This window comes from Pseudomonas faucium, from assembly GCF_021602585.1.
GTDB lineage: Bacteria > Pseudomonadota > Gammaproteobacteria > Pseudomonadales > Pseudomonadaceae > Aquipseudomonas > Aquipseudomonas faucium.
The window spans coordinates 199,463-220,509 of record NZ_BQIP01000009.1; the positions used below are offsets into that span (position 1 = coordinate 199,463).

The 21,047-nt window shown below is 66.5% G+C and carries 18 protein-coding genes; 10 read left to right on the top strand and 8 right to left on the bottom strand.

Features of this window, described 5'->3' with window-relative positions; genetic code table 11:
* Positions 1-91: 91 nt before the first annotated feature.
* From L6D75_RS13395 to L6D75_RS13405, 3 genes are all read right to left on the bottom strand, one after another.
* A complete protein-coding gene (locus tag L6D75_RS13395) occupies positions 92-1,189 on the bottom strand; it encodes an extracellular solute-binding protein (protein ID WP_176517355.1) in 1,098 nt (365 codons plus the stop codon).
* Positions 1,189-2,298: an agmatine deiminase gene (gene aguA / locus L6D75_RS13400; RefSeq protein WP_176517356.1), complete on the bottom strand. Its 1,110-nt coding sequence runs from the start codon at positions 2,296-2,298 to the stop codon at positions 1,189-1,191. The genes L6D75_RS13395 and aguA overlap by 1 nt, the downstream gene beginning before the upstream one ends.
* 93 nt (positions 2,299-2,391) lie before the next feature.
* The gene (locus L6D75_RS13405) at positions 2,392-3,279 is read right to left on the bottom strand and encodes a LysR substrate-binding domain-containing protein (RefSeq protein WP_176517357.1); all 888 of its coding nucleotides are present in this window, start codon (positions 3,277-3,279) and stop codon (positions 2,392-2,394) included.
* A gap of 134 nt (positions 3,280-3,413) precedes the next feature.
* Here L6D75_RS13405 and L6D75_RS13410 point away from each other — a divergent pair, with 134 nt between their 5' ends.
* The 3 genes from L6D75_RS13410 to L6D75_RS13420 all read left to right on the top strand — a co-directional run bounded on the left by L6D75_RS13410 (position 3,414) and on the right by L6D75_RS13420 (position 6,703).
* Positions 3,414-4,703 carry an NAD(P)/FAD-dependent oxidoreductase gene (locus L6D75_RS13410; RefSeq protein ID WP_176517358.1) on the top strand — a complete coding sequence of 430 codons (1,290 nt, stop codon included), beginning with the start codon at positions 3,414-3,416 and terminating at the stop codon, positions 4,701-4,703.
* 215 nt (positions 4,704-4,918) lie between these two features.
* The gene (locus L6D75_RS13415) at positions 4,919-5,749 is read left to right on the top strand and encodes an alpha/beta fold hydrolase (protein WP_176517359.1); all 831 of its coding nucleotides are present in this window, start codon (positions 4,919-4,921) and stop codon (positions 5,747-5,749) included.
* A gap of 174 nt (positions 5,750-5,923) precedes the next feature.
* Positions 5,924-6,703 carry a TSUP family transporter gene (locus L6D75_RS13420; protein ID WP_236193563.1) on the top strand — a complete coding sequence of 260 codons (780 nt, stop codon included), beginning with the start codon at positions 5,924-5,926 and terminating at the stop codon, positions 6,701-6,703.
* Here L6D75_RS13420 and nudC read toward each other — a convergent pair.
* Positions 6,671-7,501, bottom strand: coding sequence for an NAD(+) diphosphatase (gene nudC, locus L6D75_RS13425; RefSeq protein ID WP_176517312.1), 831 nt, complete (start codon positions 7,499-7,501; stop codon positions 6,671-6,673). The genes L6D75_RS13420 and nudC overlap by 33 nt on opposite strands.
* 35 nt (positions 7,502-7,536) lie before the next feature.
* Positions 7,537-8,349 (bottom strand): crotonase/enoyl-CoA hydratase family protein, encoded by an 813-nt coding sequence (locus L6D75_RS13430; RefSeq protein ID WP_176517311.1) that lies wholly within the window; start codon positions 8,347-8,349, stop codon positions 7,537-7,539.
* Between the two features lie 153 nt (positions 8,350-8,502).
* Between L6D75_RS13430 and nhaB the strand changes: the two genes are divergently transcribed.
* The 4 genes from nhaB to L6D75_RS13450 all read left to right on the top strand — a co-directional run bounded on the left by nhaB (position 8,503) and on the right by L6D75_RS13450 (position 12,363).
* Positions 8,503-10,005 carry a sodium/proton antiporter NhaB gene (gene nhaB / locus L6D75_RS13435; RefSeq protein ID WP_176517310.1) on the top strand — a complete coding sequence of 501 codons (1,503 nt, stop codon included), beginning with the start codon at positions 8,503-8,505 and terminating at the stop codon, positions 10,003-10,005.
* Positions 10,006-10,090: 85 nt separating this feature from the next.
* Positions 10,091-10,726 (top strand): dihydrofolate reductase family protein, encoded by a 636-nt coding sequence (locus L6D75_RS13440; protein WP_176517309.1) that lies wholly within the window; start codon positions 10,091-10,093, stop codon positions 10,724-10,726.
* A gap of 72 nt (positions 10,727-10,798) precedes the next feature.
* Positions 10,799-11,362: a lipocalin family protein gene (locus L6D75_RS13445; RefSeq protein WP_176517308.1), complete on the top strand. Its 564-nt coding sequence runs from the start codon at positions 10,799-10,801 to the stop codon at positions 11,360-11,362.
* A 44-nt stretch (positions 11,363-11,406) separates the two neighbouring features.
* The gene (locus L6D75_RS13450) at positions 11,407-12,363 is read left to right on the top strand and encodes a ribonuclease Z (protein WP_176517307.1); all 957 of its coding nucleotides are present in this window, start codon (positions 11,407-11,409) and stop codon (positions 12,361-12,363) included.
* A gap of 24 nt (positions 12,364-12,387) precedes the next feature.
* On the opposite strand, the gene L6D75_RS13455 is transcribed toward L6D75_RS13450, so the two are convergent.
* Both L6D75_RS13455 and L6D75_RS13460 read right to left on the bottom strand, forming a co-directional pair.
* Positions 12,388-13,671: a Zn-dependent hydrolase gene (locus L6D75_RS13455; RefSeq protein ID WP_176517306.1), complete on the bottom strand. Its 1,284-nt coding sequence runs from the start codon at positions 13,669-13,671 to the stop codon at positions 12,388-12,390.
* Positions 13,672-13,819: 148 nt separating this feature from the next.
* A complete protein-coding gene (locus L6D75_RS13460) occupies positions 13,820-15,310 on the bottom strand; it encodes an NCS1 family nucleobase:cation symporter-1 (protein ID WP_176517305.1) in 1,491 nt (496 codons plus the stop codon).
* Positions 15,311-15,926: 616 nt separating this feature from the next.
* On the opposite strand from L6D75_RS13460, the gene hydA reads away from it, so the two are divergent.
* The 3 genes from hydA (at position 15,927) to preA (ending at position 20,136) form a co-directional block, all read left to right on the top strand.
* A complete protein-coding gene (gene hydA / locus L6D75_RS13465) occupies positions 15,927-17,366 on the top strand; it encodes a dihydropyrimidinase (protein WP_176517304.1) in 1,440 nt (479 codons plus the stop codon).
* A 128-nt stretch (positions 17,367-17,494) separates the two neighbouring features.
* Positions 17,495-18,862, top strand: coding sequence for an NAD(P)-dependent oxidoreductase (locus L6D75_RS13470; protein ID WP_176517303.1), 1,368 nt, complete (start codon positions 17,495-17,497; stop codon positions 18,860-18,862).
* The gene (gene preA, locus L6D75_RS13475) at positions 18,862-20,136 is read left to right on the top strand and encodes an NAD-dependent dihydropyrimidine dehydrogenase subunit PreA (RefSeq protein ID WP_176517302.1); all 1,275 of its coding nucleotides are present in this window, start codon (positions 18,862-18,864) and stop codon (positions 20,134-20,136) included. The genes L6D75_RS13470 and preA overlap by 1 nt, the downstream gene beginning before the upstream one ends.
* A gap of 127 nt (positions 20,137-20,263) precedes the next feature.
* Here preA and L6D75_RS13480 read toward each other — a convergent pair whose 3' ends face one another.
* Positions 20,264-20,884, bottom strand: a complete 621-nt coding sequence (locus L6D75_RS13480; RefSeq protein WP_176517301.1) for a TetR/AcrR family transcriptional regulator — start codon at positions 20,882-20,884, stop codon at positions 20,264-20,266.
* Positions 20,885-21,047 lie beyond the last annotated feature (163 nt).

Sequence of the window (21,047 nt, forward strand, 5' to 3'; positions counted from 1 at the left end):
CCCCATCGCCGGCAAGCCGGCCCCCACAAGTAGCCCCTCAATGACGCGATTTCTGTGGGAGCCGGCTTGCCGGCGATGGGGCCCTCACGGCCTAAGTCCCGCTCTTCAACCGGCTGAACGCCCGGGTAAGCTCCCGGTTGAAAGCCTTGCCATTGTCATTCTTACCATACAACCGCGCCTTCACGTCCTCCGGCGGATAAGTCCCCGGCGCATTGCGAATGCTCGCCTCCACCAACCCGTCCGCCGCCGTGATCGCATTGGCGTAATGAATGGTGTCGGTGATCGGCGCAATCACCTCCGGCCGCATCAGGTAGTCCATCAGCTGCCACGCCGCCTGCGGATGCGGCGCATCCTTGGGCACCACCAGCGCGTCGAGCCAGATCAGCGTGCCCTCCCGAGGGATGCGGTAGTCCAGCGCAAACGCCTTGCCCGCCTGCTGCGCCTGGCCCTGGGCAATCGCCACGTTGCCATTCCACGACATCGCCACGCAGGTCTCGCCATTGGCCAGGTCGTTGATGTTGCGGTCATTGTCGAAGTAGCGGATGTACGGGCGGATCTTGCGCAGCTGCACCTCGGCGGCCTTGAGGTCTTCGAGGCGTTGCTGGTTGATGTCCAGGCCCATGTAGCGCATCACCGCGGCGAACACCTCGTTGGGGTCGTTGAGCAGGCTCACCCCGCAGTCGGCAAATTTCGCCACCACCTGCGGGTCGAACAGCATCGCCCAGCTGTCCACCGGCGCATCGGCGATGCGCGCGGCCACCGCCTGCTGCTGGTAACCCACGCCGGTGGTGCCCCAGGCATAGGTGCCGGCATAGCGGTTGCCCGGGTCGAACAAGGCCATGTGCTGGCGAAACTCCTCGCCCACCCCCGCCAGGTGCGGCAGCTGGGCCTTGTCCAACGGCTGCAGGGCGCCGCTGGCGATGGCCCGGCTCAGGTGCTGGCCGGCGCTGAGCACCACGTCGTAGCCGCTGCCGCCGGTCAGCAGCTTGGTCTCGGCGGTTTCCAGCGAGTCGAAGTGGTCGGCGACCACGCGGATACCGGTTTCCTTCTCGAAGTTGCTCAAGGTGTCCGGGGCCAGGTACTCGCCCCAGATGTACAGGTTCACGGTCGGCTGTTGTGCGTCGGCTGCCAGGGCCCCCGCCGCCGCGCAGCCCAGGCCGAGCGCGGCGGCCAGCAAGGTGAGCTTCATCAGCGACGACCTCCGGCGTATTGCGGCATGGTGATGCAGGCGACGTTGCCGCCACCGAGCAGGATCTCGCGGGAGTTCTCGATGCCGATGATGCGGTGCTCGGGGAACAGTTCGGCCAGGGTCGCCTGGGCCACCTGGTCATTGCGGTCGCCGAACAGCGGCACGACGATGGCCGAGTTGCCGGCGTAATAGTTGATGTACGAGGCGCAGATGCGGGTACCGGCCTCGCGCAGGTGCGTACCCTCGACCTGGTCCAGCCCGGCGGCCTCCTCGGCGGTCCACTGCAGCACATCGGGCTGCGGCAGCTTGTGCACCTTCAGCTCGCGGCCCCGGGCATCGCGGGTGCTGCGCAGGATGTCGTAGGCCTCCTGGTAGATTTCCCACTGTGGGTCGTCGCGGTTGTCGGTCCACTGCAGCACCACTTCACCGGGGCGCACGAAGCAGGCCAGGTCATCGACATGGCCGTCGGTTTCATCGAACTTGCAACCCCGGGGCAGCCAGATCACCTGGTCGGCGCCCAGGTAGTCCTCCAGCCGGCGGGTGACCTCCTGCTTGCCCAGGTGCGCATTGCGGTTGCGGTTGAGCAGGCACTGCTCGGTGGTCAGCAGGCTGCCCTGGCCATCGCTCTGGATGCCGCCAAGCTCGGCGATCAGCGGCGCGCGGTAGCGGTCCAGGCCTTCGATTTCGAGGATCTTCTGCGCGATCTGGTCGTCCTTGTCCCAGGGATAGTAAAGGCCGCCGTCCAGCCCGCCGTAGGCGTTGAACTCGAAATCCACACCGCGCACTTCGCCGCTGGCGTCGTTGACCACAAAGCACGCGCCACTGTCGCGGAACCAGGTGTCGTTGCAGGTCATTTCCACCACCCGCACCTGCGCCGGCAGCAGGCGCCGGGCGTTGGCGTACTGGGCGGCGGAGGCGCACACGGTGACCGGCTCGCTGGAGGCGATGGCGGTGACGATCTCCACCCAGACCTTTTGCGCAGGCTTGGCGCCGTTGCGCCATACGTCCGGCCGCTCGGGCCAGCCGAGCCAGCAACCGGCCTTGCGCTCGAATTCGCCGGGCAGGCGGAAGCCATCGGCTTTTGGGGTGGTGGTCAGCGAACGTGCCATGGGTCAACCTCGTGTCAGTGAGTGATGACTGCACGCTACGCCGGCGCGTTGGCCGGTTCCAACGATGAAAACTCAGCGATAGGTGAATTTAATTCAGCTATCGCCCAGCTGTTCGATGAACCATTCGATGAATTGCGCCACCGCAGCGCGCTCCAGGCGCAGCCGCTCGCACACCAGCGCGTACTGCCCCTGGGCGGTGACGGTGGCCGCGAACGGGCGGATCAGCCGCCCGCTCTGCAGGTCGGCCTGGCAGGTCAGGTTGTCGCCCATGGCCACCCCCTGCCCCAGCAACGCCGCCTCCAGGGCCAGGGCCGCGTGGGGGAAGTACAGCTGGCGCGAGGGCAAGGCATCTTCGGCATGGGTGGCCAGCCAGGTGGTCCAGGTGCGGCCGTCCTGGTCGTCATGCAACAGGCAGTGGCGCACCAGGTCGCGCGGGCGCTTGAGGCTGCCCTGGTTGAACAGGCTGGGGCTGCACACCGGGAAGAACTGCAACAGCGGCAGCGGCCGCACGAAGTGGGTACTGGCATCCAGCGCACTGGTGCCATAGGTGATGGCCACGTCCACATCCAGCGCCGGGGCGCCGGCATCGATGGGCTGATCGTGCAGGTGCAGGGTGATGTGCGGGTAGCGGCTGCTGAAGTCGGCGAGCCTGGCCACCAGCCACTTCTGCGCCAGCTCCGCGGTCACGGCTACCCGCAGCACGGCCTGGGAAGAGGGGTCGCGCAGTTCGTCGCAGGCCTTGCCGATCAGCTCGAAGGCCTGCTGCAGGTGATGCAGCAGGCGCTCGGCCTCGACACTGGGGCGCACCTGGCGGCCGACGCGCTCGAACAGCGCCACCCCCAGTTGCTCTTCGAGCTGGCGGATCTGGTGGCTGACGGCGCTGTCGGTGACGCACAGCTCGGCGGCGGCGCGGCCGAAGTGGCCGTGGCGGGCGGCGCACTCGAAGGTGCGCAGGGCAGTCAGGGAAGGCAGGCGGCGCATAGGGTTTCCTGTCAGGTACATGAGCCGCACAGCGGCCCCAGGATCATACAGCCAACAAAACCCTGCTGGCAGCGTGAAAAATTCATGCTAAGTTTTCATGAAAATAATCAAAACAAATTTCACGAGGACCTTGCATGTTCAAGCAATCCGCCCAGCACGTCGCCAGCTACTACGCCCAGACCTACCCCGCCAGCATCCCCCTGCGCCCCACCCTGCAAGGCCCTGAGCATACCGACGTGCTGATCGTCGGCGCCGGCTTCAGCGGCCTGCACACCGCCTTGCGCCTGGCCCTGGCCGGCAAGCGCGTGACCCTGCTGGAAGCCAGCCGGGTGGCCTGGGCGGCGTCCGGGCGCAATGGCGGCCAGGCCCTGCTGGGTTGGTCGTGCGACATGCCGCCGCTGGAAAAGGCTCTGGGCGTGGAGCGCACCCGGCGCCTGTGGCAAAGCATGTGCTGGGCTGCCGATGAGCTGCGCGAACTGCCCCAGCGCCATGGCTTCGACATCGACTACCGGCTGGGCAGCCTGTGGACGGCGGTGCTGCCACGCCGGGTGAAGATGCTCGAAGAAGCCCTGCACGAGGCCGAACACAAATGGGGCTACGACGCGCTGCGCCTGATCGGCCGCGACGAGATGCGCCAGTGGATCGACAGCCCGCGCTACCAGGCAGCGCTGTATGACGCCAAGGGTGCGCACCTGAACCCGCTGAAACTGGCCCAGGGCCTGGCCGCCACGATCGAAGCCCATGGCGGGCGCATCTTCGAACAGAGCCAGGTGCTCGAACTGCACAAGACCGCCAACGGCCATGTCGCCCGCACCGCCCACGGCGAGGTGCACGGCGAGGTGCTGGTGCTGGCCTGCAACGCCTACATCGACCGCCTCGACCGCAGCCTCTCGCAGCGCCTGCTGCCGGTCGGCTCGTACCAGGTCGCCACCGCCCCGCTGGATGCCGAAGTCGCCCACTCGCTGCTGCCGCGCAACAGCTGCGTGATCGACAACCAGTTCGTGCCCGACTACTTCCGCCTCACCCCGGACCACCGCCTGCTGTTCGGTGGGGGTTGCACCTACCTGGGGGGTATCCCCAAGGATGTCGCCAGCGCCACCCGGCCGTTCCTGGAGCGGGTCTTCCCGCAACTGGCTGGGGTGGCCATCGACTACGCCTGGGGCGGGCACATCGACTGCAGCATGCAGCGCACCCCGGACGTTGGCCGCGAGGGGCAACGGTACTGGCTGCAGGGCTTTTCCGGCCATGGTGTGCTGCCGACCCTGGCCGCGGCGCGGGCGGTCAGCGATGCGATCCTGGGTGACGACGAACTGCTGAGCCTGTACCAGGGCATCGACAACGGGCGGTTCCCGGGCGGCGACCTGCTGGCTGCGCCGCTGGAGGCGGCGGCCAAGGCGTGGTACCGGATGCGTGATCGTGCCTGAAGGCGCTTAGGGGACTGTTTCGGCCCTATCGCCGGCAAGCCGGCTCCCACAGGTATGGAGTGCCCCACCAATCCAACCCTTGGGGTCAGTCCAGGTAATCCACTGACAGTGTGGGAGCCGGCTTGCCGGCGATAGGGCCGGAACTGACAACCCAGCAATCTCTCCTATTCTCAATAGCTCACTTGGTAATCCCCCTGCACAGAGGAGACGCGTCCATGAGCTACGTGACCACCAAAGATGGCGTTCAGATCTTCTACAAGGACTGGGGCCCGCGCGATGCGCCGGTCATCCACTTCCACCACGGCTGGCCGCTCAGCGCCGACGACTGGGACGCGCAGATGCTGTTCTTCCTCGGCCAGGGCTTTCGCGTAGTCGCCCACGACCGCCGCGGCCATGGCCGCTCCAGCCAGGTCTCGGACGGCCACGACATGGACCACTACGCCGACGATGTGGCCGCGGTGGTCGAGCACCTGGGCACCCAGGGTGCGGTGCATGTGGGCCACTCCACCGGCGGCGGCGAAGTGGTGCGCTACATGGCCCGCTACCCGAACGACAAGGTGGCCAAGGGCGTACTGATTGCCGCAGTGCCACCGCTGATGGTGCAAACCCCGGGCAACCCCGGCGGCCTGCCAAAGTCAGTGTTCGACGATTTCCAGGTGCAAGTGGCGACCAACCGCGCGCAGTTCTATCGCGATGTGCCGAGCGGGCCGTTCTACGGCTACAACCGCCCGGGCGCCAAAGCCTCGGAAGGCGTCATCGGCAACTGGTGGCGGCAGGGCATGATCGGCAGTGCCAAGGCCCATTACGACGGGGTGGTGGCGTTTTCCCAGACGGACTTCACCGAAGACCTGAAGAAGATCCAGCAGCCGGTGCTGGTGATGCATGGCGACGATGACCAGATCGTGCCGTATGAAAATTCCGGGCCGCTGTCGGCCAAGTTACTGCCCAATGGCACGTTGAAGACCTACAAGGGCTTCCCGCATGGCATGCCGACCACCCATGCCGATGTGATCAATGCGGATTTGCTGGCGTTCATTCGTAGCTGAGGGTTTTTCATACTGGCCCTATCGCCGGCAAGCCGGCTCCCACAACGCTCACCTGTGGGAGCCGGCTTGCCGGCGATAGGGCCAACACTGACAACACCCCCCTCCCGGCATTACCATGCCAACCTCTAGCGCGGCAGTTTGCCGCACCCCTGCCTTCCAGCCTGCCAGACGCCAATGCCCTTCGAACTCACCGTAGAACCCCTTACCCTGCTGATCCTCGCCCTGGTCGCCTTCGTCGCCGGTTTCATCGACGCCATCGCCGGTGGTGGCGGCCTGCTCACCACCCCAGCATTGCTCACCGCCGGCATGCCGCCGCACCTGGTCCTGGGCACCAACAAGCTCAGCTCCACCTTCGGCTCGGCCACCGCCGGCTTCACCTACTACCGGCGCAAGCTGTTCCACCCCGCGCAGTGGCGCCTGGCGGTGCTGGGCACGCTGATCGGCGCCCTGCTCGGTGCGACCATCGCCCACTACCTGCCAGCCGAGTGGCTGAACAAGATGCTGCCGGTGATCGTCTTCGCCTGCGGCGTCTACCTGCTGTTTGGCGGCACGCCCAAGGCGCCGCTGGATGCCGACGCGCCGATCAAGAAGAAATGGCAGTTCCCGCAGGGCTTCAGCCTGGGCTTCTACGACGGCGTGGCCGGCCCCGGCACCGGCGCGTTCTGGACCGTGAGCACGCTGCTGCTCTACCCCATCGACCTGGTGCGTGCCAGCGGCGTGGCGCGCAGCATGAACTTCGTCAGCAACATCGCGGCGCTGACGGTGTTCATCATTTCCGGGCAGGTGGATTACATCGTCGGCCTGTGCATGGGCCTGTCGGTGATGGTCGGCGCCTTCTTCGGCGCACGCACGGCGATCAGCGGCGGCAGCAAGTTCATCCGCCCGGTGTTCATCACCGTGGTGCTGGCGTTGACCGTGCGCCTAGCGTGGCAGCACTGGTTCGGGCAGGCCTAGGCGGCGAGCCACATACAAGTCGATCAGGTAACGGGCAATGGAACGCCCGGCCGGCAGCGGCGGCAGGTCGTGCACGCTGAACCACTTGGCGTCCTCGATCTCGTCCGGCTGCATGACGATATCGCCCCCGGCGTATTCGGCATGGAAGCCCAGCATCATCGAATGCGGGAACGGCCAGCACTGGCTGCCCACGTACTGGATGTTGCGCACCTCGATCGCCACCTCTTCGCGCACCTCGCGCACCAGGCAGTCCTCGGCCGATTCGCCCGGCTCGGCAAAGCCGGCCAGGGTGCTGTAGACACCGCTGACGAAGCGCGGCGAGCGCGCCAGCAGCACCTCGTCGCCGCAGGTCACCAGCACGATCATGCTCGGCGAGATGCGCGGGTAGCTGCGCAGCTCGCAGGGCTGGCAGTACATCGCCCGCTCCCAGCGGATCTGCGTCATCGGCTGGCCGCAGCTGCCGCAGAAGCGGTGCTCGCGGGCCCAGGTGCCGATCTGCGCGGCGTAGCCAAGCACCTTGTAGGTGTCGAAGTCGCCTTCGAGCATGAAGCTGCGCAGGCCGCGCCAGCTGCAGCCTGGCAGCGCGGAGGCGCTGCGCAGTTCGAGCAGGAACACTGGCTGGCCATCGAAGTGGCCGATGCCGTGCTCGCACAGCACGTCCAGGTCCTGGCGCTTGAGCCAGTCGCGAGCGAACAGCGCGCCGTTGGCGTCCACCAGAAACCCTTCCGAGCTGCGGGCGACGGCCCAGCCACCGGTGATCTGCGGGTCGAGTACTGCGGTAGTCCAGCGTGCTGACATGTCGGGGGTTCCTTGACTGCGCGTCCCCCGCCCGGTCAGTCGGCGAACGTCGGTTTCTGTTTGCTCATGTGCGCCGCCACGGCCACGCGCAGGTCTTCGGACTGCAGCATCGCGGCGTTCCAGGTGGCGATGTAGTCCAGGCCATCATCGATGCTGTGGTCACGCATGTAGCTGAGCATCTGCTTGGTGCCGGCCACGGCGATCGGCGATTTTGCGGCAATTTCCCGGGCGATGGCAAAGACCGCGTCGAGCAAGGCGGCCTGATCATCATAGACCCGGTTGACCAGGCCGATGCGCAGCGCTTCCGCCGCCTCGACATGGCGCCCGGTGTAGGCCAGCTCGCGCATGATGCCGTCGCCGATGATGCGTGGCAAACGTTGCAGGGTGCCGACATCGGCGGCCATGCCCATGTCGATTTCCTTGATCGAGAACTGCGCGTCGGCGCTGCAGTAACGCATGTCGCAGGCCGAGACCAGGTCGATGGCGCCGCCGATGCAGTAGCCCTGGATGGCGGCCAGCACCGGCTTGCGGCAGGTGTCCACAGCATTGAACGAGGACTGCATGCGCAGGATGGTGCGCCGCAGCAGGCGGGCGTTGCGGCCCACGTCCTTGCCCATCTGCCCGGCCAGCGAGGCCAGCATCATCAGGTCGATGCCCGACGAGAAATGCTTGCCCGCCCCGCTGATGACCACCGCGCGCACGGCATCGGTGTCGTCGATCCATTGGAAGATGGCGACGATCTCCTCCCAGAACGCGGCGTTCATCGCGTTGATCTTTTCCGGGCGGTTGATCTGGACGTGGGCGATGTTGTCGGTCAGTTCGACCTTGAATGCGCTGTACTCGGTCACGGGCGGCACTCCTGTGGGCAAATGGGTTGTCAGCGCAGGATGGTAACCCAGCCAGGTGCCCGCACTTGTGCCAAAAACGGGACTGCCGGCCTTGCCTCCTGCGCCTCGATGGGGCACCTTGCGCGCTCGCCGAATCATAAGGATACAAATTACATGTCACGCTCCCTGACCGGCGCCCTGGCCCAAGGCTTTCTCGGCCAGTCGCCGCTTTGGTACAAGGCGGTCATCTGCCTGTTTCTGATCCTCAACCCGTTGCTGCTGGTCAGCGTCGGCCCCGTAGCCGCGGGCTGGGCCCTGGTGATCGAGTTGATCTTCACCTTGGGCATGGCCCTGAAATGCTACCCGCTGATGCCGGGTGGCCTGCTGCTGGTCGAGGCCTTGCTGCTCAGGATGACCACGCCCCAGGCCCTGTACGACGAGCTGCTGCACAACTTCCCGGTGATCTTGCTGCTGATGTTCATGGTGGCCGGCATCCACTTCATGAAAGAGCTGCTGCTGTTCCTGTTCTCGCGAATTCTGCTGGGGGTGCGTTCCAAGGCGCTGCTGGCCTTGCTGTTCTGCGTGCTGTCGGCGTTTCTCTCGGCGTTTCTCGACGCCTTGACCGTGACGGCGGTGATCATCAGCGCGGCCGTGGGCTTCTACGCGGTCTACCACCGCGTCGCCTCCAACGCCAACCCGCGCGAGGACAGCGCGCTGGACAGCGACCAGCAGATCGAGCAACTGCACCGCGCAGACCTCGACCAGTTCCGCGCCTTCCTGCGCAGCCTGCTCATGCACGGCGCGGTGGGCACCGCCCTGGGCGGCGTGTGCACCCTGGTGGGCGAGCCGCAGAACCTGCTGATCGGCCACGAGATGGGTTGGCACTTCGCCGACTTCTTCCACAAGGTCGCGCCGGTGTCGCTGCCGGTGCTGGTCGCCGGCCTGGTGACCTGCGTGCTGCTGGAGAAGCTGCGCCTGTTCGGCTACGGCACGCTGATGCCCGAGCGCGTGCGCCAGGTGCTGGCCAGCTACGCCGCCGAGGATGATGCCGCACGCACCCAGGCGCAGCGGGTGGCGCTGTGGGTGCAAGGCATCGCCGCATTGATCCTGATCGTCTGCCTGGGCCTGCACATTGCCGAGGTCGGCCTGATCGGCCTGCTGGTGATCGTGCTGATCACCGCCTTCACCGGCATCACCGACGAGCACCGCCTGGGCCGGGCGTTCCAGGACGCCATGCCGTTCACCGCCCTGCTGGTGGTGTTTTTCGCGGTGGTCGCGGTCATCCACCAGCAGCAGCTGTTCAGCCCGCTGATCGCCTGGGTGCTGGCCCTGCCTGCCGAGCAGCAGCCGGGCATGCTGTACCTGGCCAACGGCCTGCTCTCGGCCATCAGCGACAACGTGTTCGTCGCCACCATCTACATCACCGAGGTCAAGCAGGCGTTCGTCAACGGCGGCATGAGCCGCGAGCACTTCGAGACCCTGGCGGTGGCGATCAACACCGGCACCAACCTGCCCAGCGTGGCAACGCCCAATGGCCAGGCAGCGTTCCTGTTCCTGCTGACCTCGGCGATCGCGCCGCTGATCCGCCTGTCGTATGGCCGCATGGTGTGGATGGCCCTGCCCTACACCGTGGTCATGGGTGGCCTGGGCTGGTGGGCGGTGACCTACTGGCTGTAAATGCGCCGGCGCTGTCGAAACGGCGCCGCGCCGTTCGACCAGGGACAAGGCCTGCGCACTGCAGGCCACCCCTGGAGCACCCACCATGCGCAAGCTCATCGTTGCCGCCTTCATCAGCCTCGACGGCGTCATGCAAGCCCCCGGCGGCCCGCAGGAGGACACCCGCGGCGGCTTCAGCCATGGCGGCTGGATCGTGCCCTACGCCGACGAAGTGTTCGGCCAGGCCATGCAGGCACTGTTCAGCCAGCCCTTCGCGCTGCTGCTGGGGCGGCGCACCTACGACATCTTCGCCGGCTACTGGCCGAAGGTGAAAGACGACGGCGAAGACTTCTCCATCGCCAACCTGTTCAACAGCGTGCCCAAGTACGTCGCCACCCACTCCCCCGACACCCTCGCCTGGCACAACAGCCACGCCCTGGGCAGCGATGTGACCGGCGCCGTGCGCGCGCTCAGGCAGCAGGACGGCCCTACGCTGCTGACCCAGGGCAGCGCCGAGCTGGTGCAGCAACTGCTGGCGGCAGGCCTGGTGGATGAACTGCAATTGCTGACCCACCCACTGCTGCTCGGCCACGGCAAACGCCTGTTCGGCAGCGATGCCGCCGCCGCGGCGTTCACCTTGCAACACGCCCAGGTTTCCCCCAAAGGCGTGCTGATCGCCCGTTACGTGCGTGCCGGCGAAGTGCAGACCGGGTCGTTCGAGCTGCCGCCCGAGCAGGCCTGATCCGATACAACTTTTGCAGCGGCCGCGCATCGAAACACAGGTAAGCCCACATCCGCTTCCAGGAGGTTTGCCATGGTGCTGCGCACAGCCCTGATCGTTTCCTGCATGACCCTGGCCATTGCCGGCTGCGCCGGGTCGGGCGATGAACACCGCTCGCCCCCCGCCACCGAGCAGGTCGACCTGCAACGCTACCAGGGCACCTGGTACGAGCTGGCGCGCCTGCCGATGTTCTTCCAGCGCAACTGCGTGCAGTCCGAAGCGCACTATGGCTTGCGCGAGGATGGCCGCATCGACGTGACCAACCGCTGCAAGGAAAAGGACGGCCAGTGGAACGAGGCCAAAGGCATCGCCGAAGCACAACAGCCGGGCAAGACCGACAAGCTCTGGGTGCGCTTCGACAACTGGTTCAGCCGCCTGGCGCCCGGGCTGACCAAGGGCGAGTACTGGGTGCTGTACCACGACAAGGATTACCGCGTGGCGCTGGTCGGCCACCCCAACCGCGAGTACCTGTGGCTGCTGTCGCGCACCCCGGCGATCACCGACCAGACACGCGAGCAGTTGCTGGCCATCGCCCACAAGCAAGGCTACGACACCAGCAAGCTGATCTGGCGCCAGGATGACCTCGCCAAGCCCTGACAACCGGGCTACTGTGTAGCCCCCAAAATCTCTGGAGCCCGGCTTTGGACCTGCAGTTTCTAGGCACCTCGGCCGGGGTGCCGACCAAGGCGCGCAACGTCAGCGCCACCGCCGTCATCGAAGCCAGCGGCAGCCACTGGTACCTGGTGGACTGCGGCGAAGGCACCCAGCACCGCTTGCTGCACACCTCGCTGTCGGTGCGCGATTTGCGCGCCATCTTCATCACCCACGTGCACGGCGACCACTGCTTCGGCCTGCCGGGGCTGCTGGCCAGCGCCGGCATGAGCGGGCGCCAGCAACCGCTCGAGCTGATCCTGCCGGCCGCGCTGCATGAGTGGGTGCGCCTGGGCCTGGCCGCCAGCGACACCTTCCTGCCGTTCGAGCTGCGCCTGCACGCTGTGGAAACCTTCCAGGGCTGGGCCAGCGACAGTGTCAGGGTCGACAGCGTAGCCCTGTCGCACCGGGTGCCGAGCGTGGGTTACGTGTTCAGCGAGATCAACCCCGAGCCGCGCCTGGACGTGCCGCGCCTGGAGGCCGAAGGCATCCCGCGCGGGCCACTGTGGGGCGCGCTGGCCAAGGGCGAGGCGGTGGAACATGGCGGCCAGCTGCTGCACGGGCGCGACTACCTGCGCGCCTCGCGGCCGGCGCGGCGGGTGATCGTCTGCGGCGACAACGACAGCCCCGAGCTGCTGGCCGAGGTGGCCAGGGACGTGGACGTGCTGGTGCATGAAGCGACCTTCACCCAGGCGCTCATCGAGCGCACCGGGGCCACGTTCGGCCACAGCAGCGCAGCGGCGGTGGCGCGCTTCGCCGAAACGGCAGGTGTGCGCAACCTGGTGCTGACCCACTTCAGCGCCCGCTACCAGCCCGATCCACGGCGCAGCCCGTGCATCGAGGACCTGCGCGTGGAAGCGCAGGCCCACTACAGCGGCCACCTGACCCTGGCCCAGGACCTGCAGCGTTACCACATCGGCCGTGACGGGTGCCTGCAGCCGGCCTGACCCGGCACCCGTCACCCCCTGGCGCTACGCCGCCAGGCGCCCGCTGGCGATCGCCTCGGAGGCCGCCAGCATCGCCCGCAGCAACACCGCGCAACCGGCCGCCAGGTCTTGCGGCGTGGCGTTCTCGATCTCGTTGTGGCTGATGCCGTTCTCGCACGGCACGAAGATCATCCCCGCCGGCCCGAGCTCGGCCAGGAAGATCGCGTCGTGCCCGGCCCCGCTGACGATGTCCATGTGCGCCAGGCCCAGCGTGCGCGCCGAGTCGCGCACGGCATCGACGCAGCCACGGTCGAAGTACAGCGCCGGGAAATCGGCCGTGGGCACCAGTTCATGGCTCAGGCCGTGCTTGGCGCAGGTGGCTTCGATCACCGCGCGCACGTCGGCGATCATCGAATCCAGCCGTTCGCCTTCCAGGTGGCGAAAATCCAGGGTCATGCGCACCTCGCCGGGGATGACGTTGCGCGAGCCCGGGTAGGCCTGCAGGCAACCGACGGTGCCACAGGCATGCGGCTGATGGCCGAGCGCGGCCTTGTTGACCGCCTCGACCACCGCGGCGGCGCCGACCAGGGCGTCCTTGCGCAGGTGCATCGGCGTCGGGCCGGCATGGGCTTCGACGCCGCGCAGGGTCAGGTCGAACCACTTCTGGCCCAGCGCCCCCAGCACCACGCCGATGGTCTTGGCCTGGTCTTCGAGGATCGGGCCCTGCTCGATGTGCGCTTCGAAATAGGCGCCCACCGGGTGGCCGAGCACCGCCCGCTGGCCGGCGTAGCCGATGGCATTGAGCGCCTCGCCCACGCTCACGCCCTGGGCGTCGCGCTTGGCCAGGGTCTGCTCCAGGGTGAACTTGCCGGCGAACACCCCCGAACCCATCATGCAGGGGGCAAAGCGCGAGCCTTCTTCGTTGGTCCACACCACCACTTCCAGCGGCGCTTCGGTTTCGATGCCCAGGTCGTTGAGGGTGCGGATGACTTCCAGGCCCGCCATCACGCCGAAGCAGCCATCGAACTTGCCGCCGGTGGGCTGGGTGTCGATGTGGCTGCCGGTCATCACCGGGGGCAGCTTGGGGTTGCGGCCCGGGCGGCGGGCGAAGATATTGCCGACGCCGTCGACGCTGACGGTGCAGCCGGCGGCCTCGCACCAGCCGACGAACAGGTCGCGGGCCTGGCGGTCGAGGTCGGTCAGGGCCAGGCGGCAGACCCCGCCCTTGGCCGTGGCGCCGAGGCGCGCCAGGTCCATCAGCGATTGCCACAGGCGGGCGCTGTCGACGTGCTGGTCGGTGGATTGCAGGACGTTCTGGGCGGGGGTCATTGGGGTTTCTCCTCAGGCGTTTTTGTTATCTGCATGCAGGTTGAATCTTGCGCTGTCGGGTCGGGCCTCATCGCCGGCAAGCCGGCTCCCACAGGCCTGTGTGTGTACCTGTGGGAGCCGGCTTGCCGGCGATGAGGCCAGCGCGGTATCAGGGCAACGGCTTGGCCAGCCGCGCCGCCCCACGCACCGCTACACCCCCGAGGGCGTAGTACAGCGCGCCACCGAGCAGCGAGCCGGTGAACCAGCCATAGTCGTAGAACCAGCTGAAACTGCTGTTGCCAATCGCCATGACGGTCAGCGCCACGGGCACCGCGAAGGCGCCAAAGCCGGCCCAGTTCCACGCCGGGTACACGTCGTCACGGTACAGCCCGGCCAGGTCGAGCTTCTGCCGGCGGATCAGGAAGTAGTCCACCACCATGATCCCGGCAATCGGCCCGAGCAGGCTCGAGTAACCCAGCAGCCAGTTGGAATAGACACTCTCAAGACTCAGGTCGGAGACGATCCAGCCAAGCTTCTTGAGCAGCTCGTGGCCCATCAGCGCCAACCCGATCAAACCGGTCAGCCACACCGCGCGGCTACGCCCGATCAGGCGCGGGGCGATGTTCTGGAAGTCGTTGGTCGGCGAGACGATGTTGGCCGCCGTGTTGGTCGACAGCGTGGCGATGATGATCAGCGCCATGGCCAGCGCCACCCAGCCCGGGCTGTGGATCTTGCCGATCAGGCTGACCGGGTCCGACACCGTTTCCCCCACCAGCGAGGCCGAGGCGGCGGTCATCACCACCCCCAGCGCTGCGAACAGGAACATGGTCAGCGGCAGGCCGAAGATCTGCCCGAGAATCTGGTCCTTCTGGCTCTTGGCGTAGCGGCTGAAGTCCGGGATGTTCAGCGACAGCGTGGCCCAGAAGCCGACCATCGCCGTGAGCCCGGCGCAGAAGTAGCTGACCACGCTCGCCCCTTCCGGGCGCTTGGGCGGCTGGGCCAGCAACTCGGTCATCGACATGTGCGGCAAGGCCCAGAACAGCAGGCCGAAGCCCACCGCCACCAGCAATGGCGCCGACAGGGTTTCGAGCCACTTGATCGACTCCGCACCGCGCAGCACCACCCACAGGTTGAGCGCCCAGAACACCATGAAACCGATCACCTCGCCGGTGCCGCCCAGGGCTTTCCAGTCAGGGAAGATCGAGCCCAGGAACAGGTGGATGGCCAGCCCGCCGAACATCGTCTGGATGCCGAACCAGCCGCAGGCGACCACCGCGCGGATCAGGCACGGCACGTTGGAGCCGATGATGCCGAACGAGGAGCGCAGCAGCACCGGGAACGGAATGCCGTACTTGGTGCCGGGGAAGGCATTGAGCGTCAGCGGGATCAGCACGATCAGGTTGGCCAGCAGGATCGCCAGCAGCGCCTCGCCCACGCTCAGGCCGAAGTAGGCGGTGAGCACACCGCCCAGGGTGTAGGTGGGCACGCAGATGGACATGCCCACCCACAGCGCGGTGATGTGCCACTTGTTCCAGGTGCGCTGGTGCACCTTGGTCGGCGCGATGTCGTGGTTGTAGCGCGGGCTGTCGAGCACGTCAGTGCCCGCCGACAGCTCGAACAGGCCAGCCTGCTCGATCACTTGCGATCTGCTCTGTTGCATGGGGCCTTCTCCAGATTTTTCTAATTGTTCGCTCATCGGGCTAATGCGATGGCCGGAGTGTCTACACCACCAGTACTGCACCTCCGGCCCGGCCTGGCGGTTGGGCCGTACTCAAATTGCGTGCCGGGTTGGCCGGAGCCTGCCCGCACGGCCGCCGCCGGCCGGAGGTAATCAACTGATCTGCAAGGCTTTCGATTGCGCCAGGCGCAGGCACACGGGTGCCTTCGCCGGGTATTCATGCCGCTGTGGGCCGGCCCTGGCCCGCGCACCGGGTTTCAACTTGGTGCAACCTGGTTTTTCAGTGGCGCGGCCAGCGCCTCGAAGCCAGGTTTCAAGCAGCTGATTTTGCATGGAAAATCTTGACCAATTTGGCATCTTGTCAAGTGCGTCAAAATGGTGAAGGGCCTCCCCATTTTGGTGATTTCCTACATAAATCGTTATAAATCAATTAGTTATAAAAGCTATAAGCTCATGAAATTTTTTCTTGAATAATCCAAAATCCCCAACTAGATTCCATTCTTGTCAGGCCTGACAGGATTGAGATCTGTCCTCCAGCCACTGGCACATAACAATTCCAAGAACCGGCCCAGACCGGTCAGCCTGCGAGGAAGACGGCATGTCCCTGTTGATCCGTGGCGCCACCGTGGTCACCCACGAAGAGAGCTATCCCGCTGATGTCCTGTGTGTCGATGGCCAGATCCGCGCCATTGGCAAAGACCTCGAACCCCCTACCGATTGCGAAATCCTCGACGGCACAGGCCAGTACCTGATGCCCGGCGGCATCGACCCGCACACCCATATGCAGCTGCCCTTCATGGGCACCGTGGCCAGCGAAGACTTCTTCAGCGGCACCGCCGCGGGGCTGGCCGGCGGCACCACCTCGATCATCGATTTCGTCATCCCCAACCCCCAGCAGTCGCTGCTCGAAGCCTTCCACACCTGGCGCGGCTGGGCGCAGAAAAGCGCCTCGGACTACGGCTTTCACGTCGCCATCACCTGGTGGAGCGAACAGGTGGCCGAAGAAATGGGCGAGCTGGTGAGCCAGCACGGGGTCAACAGCTTCAAGCACTTCATGGCCTACAAGAACGCCATCATGGCCGCCGACGACACCCTGGTGGCCAGCTTCGAGCGTTGCCTGCAGCTGGGCGCGGTGCCCACCGTGCATGCCGAGAACGGCGAGCTGGTCTATCACCTGCAGCGCAAACTGCTGGCCCAGGGCCTGACCGGCCCGGAAGCGCACCCGCTGTCACGCCCCTCGCAAGTCGAAGGCGAAGCCGCCAGCCGCGCCATCCGCATCGCCGAAACCATCGGCACGCCGCTGTACGTGGTGCACATCTCCAGCCGCGAAGCGCTGGACGAGATCAGCTACGCCCGGGCCAAGGGCCAGCCGGTGTACGGTGAGGTGCTGCCCGGCCACCTGCTGATCGACGACACCGTCTACCGCCACCCCGACTGGTCCACCGCCGCCGGTTACGTGATGAGCCCCCCGTTCCGCCCGCGCGAGCACCAGGAGGCGCTGTGGCGCGGCCTGCAGTCGGGCAACCTGCACACCACCGCCACCGACCACTGCTGCTTCTGCGCCGAACAGAAAGCCATGGGCCGCGACGACTTCAGCCGCATCCCCAACGGCACCGCCGGCATCGAGGACCGCATGGCGGTGCTGTGGGATGCCGGGGTCAACAGCGGGCGCCTGTCGATGCACGAATTCGTCGCGCTGACCTCCACCAACACCGCGAAGATCTTCAACCTGTTCCCGCGCAAGGGCGCCATCCGCGTGGGCGCCGATGCCGACCTGGTGCTGTGGGACCCACAGGGCACGCGCACGATCTCGGCGCAGACCCACCACCAGCGCGTGGACTTCAACATTTTCGAAGGCCGCACCGTGCGCGGCATTCCCAGCCACACCATCAGCCAGGGCCGCGTGGTCTGGGCCGATGGCGACCTGCGCGCCGAACCCGGCGCAGGCCGTTACGTGGAGCGCCCGGCCTACCCCTCGGTGTACGAGGTGCTGGGCCGCCGCGCCGAGCAGCAGCGCCCGACGCCCGTGCAGCGCTGAGGCCATCGCCGGCAAGCCGGCTCCCACAAGGGCAGCACCGCTCTCCAGGACACCTGCGTACCTGAGGGAGCCGGCTTGCCGGCGATTGGGCCCACACCAAGCCCCATAAAAAAAGAGAGGCTACAACCGTGATCGATGCCCTGAACCACCTGCCGCGCCCCCGCGCCGGCAACGATGCGTTGGCCGAGGCTTTCAGCGACCTCGCCCCGCCCCTCACCGCCCGCCAGGCTGCCGTGGAAAGCGCCCGTTGCCTGTACTGCTACGACGCCCCCTGCGTGAATGCCTGCCCGAGCGAAATCGACATCCCCTCGTTCATCCACCGCATCAGCGACGAGAACCTGCAAGGCGCCGCCGAACGCATTCTCTCGGCCAACATCCTCGGCGGCAGCTGTGCCCGCGTGTGCCCGACCGAAATCCTTTGCCAGCAAGCCTGCGTGCGCAACAACGCCCAGGAGTGCGCCCCGGTGCTGATCGGCCAGCTGCAGCGCTATGCGCTGGACAACGCAGGCTTCACCGAGCACCCGTTCCAGCGCTCCCCCGCCACCGGCAAACGCATTGCCGTGGTCGGCGCAGGCCCGGCCGGGTTGTCCTGCGCCCACCGTTTGGCCCTGCACGGGCATGACGTGGTGGTGTTCGAGGCCAGTGAAAAGGCCGGTGGCCTCAACGAATACGGCATCGCCCGCTACAAGCTGGTGGATGACTTCGCCCAGCGCGAAGTGGACTTCCTGCTGGGCATCGGCGGCATCGAAATCCGCCATGGCCAGCGCCTTGGCGCCAACCTGAGCCTTGCCGAGCTGCGTGAGCAGTACGATTCGGTGTTCCTCGGCCTGGGCCTGAATGCGGTGCGCCAACTGGGCCTTGCCGACGAAGAGGCTGCGGGCATGCTCGCGGCCACCGACTACATCCGCGAACTGCGCCAGGCCGATGACCTCACGCAACTGCCACTGGCCGAGCGCTGCCTGGTCATCGGTGCCGGCAACACCGCCATCGACATGGCCGTGCAGATGAGCCGCCTGGGCGCGCGCGACGTCAACCTGGTGTACCGCCGTGGCCACGCCGACATGGGCGCCACCGGCCACGAGCAGGACATCGCCAAGGCCAACCAGGTACGCCTGCACACCTGGGCGCGCCCCGATGCGGTGCTGCTGGACGACCACGGCAAGGTGCGCGGCATGCGCTTCGCCCGCACTGAACTGGCCGACGGCCGCCTGCGCGACACTGGCGAAACCTTCGAGCTGCCCGCCGACGCCATCTTTAAGGCCATCGGCCAACGCTTCGATGAACAGAGCCTGGGCGACCCCGTGGCCGCGCAGCTGGCCCGCGACGGCGAGCGCATCCGCGTCGACGCCAGCATGCGCACCAGCCTGCCCGGCGTATACGCCGGCGGCGACTGCACAGCCCTGGGCCAGGACCTCACCGTACAAGCCGTGCAACATGGCAAGTTGGCCGCCGAAGCCATCCATGCCCAACTCATGCTCAATGTGGAGGCAGCGTAATGGCCGACTTGTCCATCGTATTCGCCGGCATCAAGGCGCCGAACCCGTTCTGGCTGGCCTCCGCGCCGCCGACCGACAAAGCCTACAACGTGGTCCGCGCCTTCGAGGCCGGCTGGGGCGGGGTGGTCTGGAAAACCCTGGGCGAGGACCCGGCGGCGGTCAACGTGTCGTCGCGCTACTCGGCGCACTTTGGCGCCAACCGCCAGGTGCAAGGCATCAACAACATCGAGCTGATCACCGACCGCTCGCTGGAGATCAACCTGCGCGAAATCACCCAGGTGAAGAAGGACTGGCCCGACCGCGCGCTGATCGTGTCGCTGATGGTGCCGTGCGTGGAGGAGTCGTGGAAGTTCATCCTGCCGCTGGTGGAAGCCACCGGCGCCGATGGCATCGAGCTCAACTTCGGCTGCCCCCACGGCATGCCCGAGCGCGGCATGGGCGCAGCCGTGGGCCAGGTGCCGGAGTACGTGGAGATGGTCACTCGCTGGTGCAAGCAGCACTGCAGCCTGCCGGTGATCGTCAAGCTCACGCCCAACATCACCGACATCCGCCAATCGGCACGCGCCGCCCACCGCGGCGGGGCGGATGCGGTGTCGCTGATCAACACCATCAACTCGATCACCAGCGTCGACCTCGACCGCATGGTCGCCCACCCCATCGTCGGCGACCAGAGTACCCACGGTGGCTACTGCGGCTCGGCGGTCAAGCCCATCGCCCTGAACATGGTCGCCGAAATCGCCCGCGACCCTGAAACCCGTGGCCTGCCGATCTGCGGCATCGGCGGCATCGGCACCTGGCGCGACGCGGCCGAGTTCATCGCCCTGGGCAGTGGCGCGGTGCAGGTGTGCACGGCGGCGATGCTGCATGGTTTTCGTATCGTCGAGGACATGAAGGACGGCCTGGCGCGCTGGATGGACCAGCACGGGCACCGCAACCTGGAGGCCTTCCGCGGCCAGGCGGTGGCGCACACCACCGACTGGAAGTACCTGGACATCAACTACAAGTCGGTGGCGCACATCGACCAGGACGCGTGCATTGGCTGCGGGCGTTGCCACATTGCCTGCGAAGACACCTCGCACCAGGCGATTGCCAGCACCTTGAGGGCGGATGGGACCCATGCCTACAGCGTGATCGAGGATGAGTGCGTGGGGTGCAACCTGTGCCAGATCACCTGCCCGGTGGAGGGCTGCATCGAGATGGTCGCGCAGGAGACTGGCAAGCCTTATTTGAACTGGACGCAGGATCCGCGCAATCCTTACCGTGAGGCGAGCTGAGGATTGGCGATAGTTGGGGCTGCGTTGCAGCCCTTTCGCGACACAAGGCCGCTCCTACAAGGGTTTCGCGCTCCCCTGTAGGAGCGGCCTTGTGTCGCGAAAGGGCCGCAACGCGGCCCCAGCACTCTCAAGGCTCCAGCCCAATCCCCCGCAGGATCACACTGGTCACCGTCTGCACCGCCCGCTCGAACGCCGGGTCCGACAGCGGCTCGCCGCCATTGAGCACCGTCACCTGATAACCAAAGTCGGCATAGTGCTGGGTCGATGCCCAGATCATGTACAGCAGCGCCGAAGGCTCCACCGCCAGGATGCGCCCCTCGTCCACCCAACGCCGAATCTTGTCTTCCTTGAGCTTGGCCCAGGGCACCAGGCTCTCGCCCAGGTTCACGCCCAGCAGCGGCGCGCCATGCAGCATCTCTTCGGCCCAGATCTTCGAACCCAGCGGACGTGACCGGGAATGGCCCATCTTGGCGCGGATGTAGCTGGTCAGCACCACCCGCGGGTCGTCGAAGTTCTCGAAGCACAGGGCGTCCTGCTTCCATACATCCAGCAGGTCCTGCAGCACCGCACGGAACAGGTCGTCCTTGGTGTTGAAGTAGTAGTGCAGGTTGGAACGCGGCAGCTCGGCCTGTTCGGCGATATCGCCCATGGAAGTGGCACCGAAACCCTTCTCGGCGAACACCTTTTCGGCGGCCTGCAGAATCTTTTCTACATTGCGCCGACGAATCTCGATCTTGTGGTTGGCCATGGCCTGTCCAAAACGCCTGAAACCCGTCAAGGCTAACAGTTTTACAGCACCGCAGACCTGATATTTTTGCCAGTTGCGCGCCTTGTCGGGCAGCCCCGAAACTCGGTGTACCGCGCCCGCCTGCAAGCAGGCCGGCGCGGCCTTGAAGACCTCATTGACAGGA

What these genes read in the sequence shown, in the direction of transcription:
- hydA (WP_176517304.1), top strand. Translation starts at nt 15,927, where the DNA reads ATGTCCCTGTTGATCCGTGGCGCCACCGTGGTCACCCACGAAGAGAGC.
- L6D75_RS13415 (WP_176517359.1), top strand. Translation starts at nt 4,919, where the DNA reads ATGAGCTACGTGACCACCAAAGATGGCGTTCAGATCTTCTACAAGGAC.
- L6D75_RS13420 (WP_236193563.1), top strand. Translation starts at nt 5,924, where the DNA reads ATGCCCTTCGAACTCACCGTAGAACCCCTTACCCTGCTGATCCTCGCC.
- L6D75_RS13410 (WP_176517358.1), top strand. Translation starts at nt 3,414, where the DNA reads ATGTTCAAGCAATCCGCCCAGCACGTCGCCAGCTACTACGCCCAGACC.
- aguA (WP_176517356.1), bottom strand. Translation starts at nt 2,298, where the DNA reads ATGGCACGTTCGCTGACCACCACCCCAAAAGCCGATGGCTTCCGCCTG.
- L6D75_RS13445 (WP_176517308.1), top strand. Translation starts at nt 10,799, where the DNA reads ATGGTGCTGCGCACAGCCCTGATCGTTTCCTGCATGACCCTGGCCATT.
- L6D75_RS13460 (WP_176517305.1), bottom strand. Translation starts at nt 15,310, where the DNA reads ATGCAACAGAGCAGATCGCAAGTGATCGAGCAGGCTGGCCTGTTCGAG.
- L6D75_RS13455 (WP_176517306.1), bottom strand. Translation starts at nt 13,671, where the DNA reads ATGACCCCCGCCCAGAACGTCCTGCAATCCACCGACCAGCACGTCGAC.
- L6D75_RS13480 (WP_176517301.1), bottom strand. Translation starts at nt 20,884, where the DNA reads ATGGCCAACCACAAGATCGAGATTCGTCGGCGCAATGTAGAAAAGATT.
- nhaB (WP_176517310.1), top strand. Translation starts at nt 8,503, where the DNA reads ATGTCACGCTCCCTGACCGGCGCCCTGGCCCAAGGCTTTCTCGGCCAG.
- preA (WP_176517302.1), top strand. Translation starts at nt 18,862, where the DNA reads ATGGCCGACTTGTCCATCGTATTCGCCGGCATCAAGGCGCCGAACCCG.
- L6D75_RS13440 (WP_176517309.1), top strand. Translation starts at nt 10,091, where the DNA reads ATGCGCAAGCTCATCGTTGCCGCCTTCATCAGCCTCGACGGCGTCATG.
- nudC (WP_176517312.1), bottom strand. Translation starts at nt 7,501, where the DNA reads ATGTCAGCACGCTGGACTACCGCAGTACTCGACCCGCAGATCACCGGT.
- L6D75_RS13405 (WP_176517357.1), bottom strand. Translation starts at nt 3,279, where the DNA reads ATGCGCCGCCTGCCTTCCCTGACTGCCCTGCGCACCTTCGAGTGCGCC.
- L6D75_RS13395 (WP_176517355.1), bottom strand. Translation starts at nt 1,189, where the DNA reads ATGAAGCTCACCTTGCTGGCCGCCGCGCTCGGCCTGGGCTGCGCGGCG.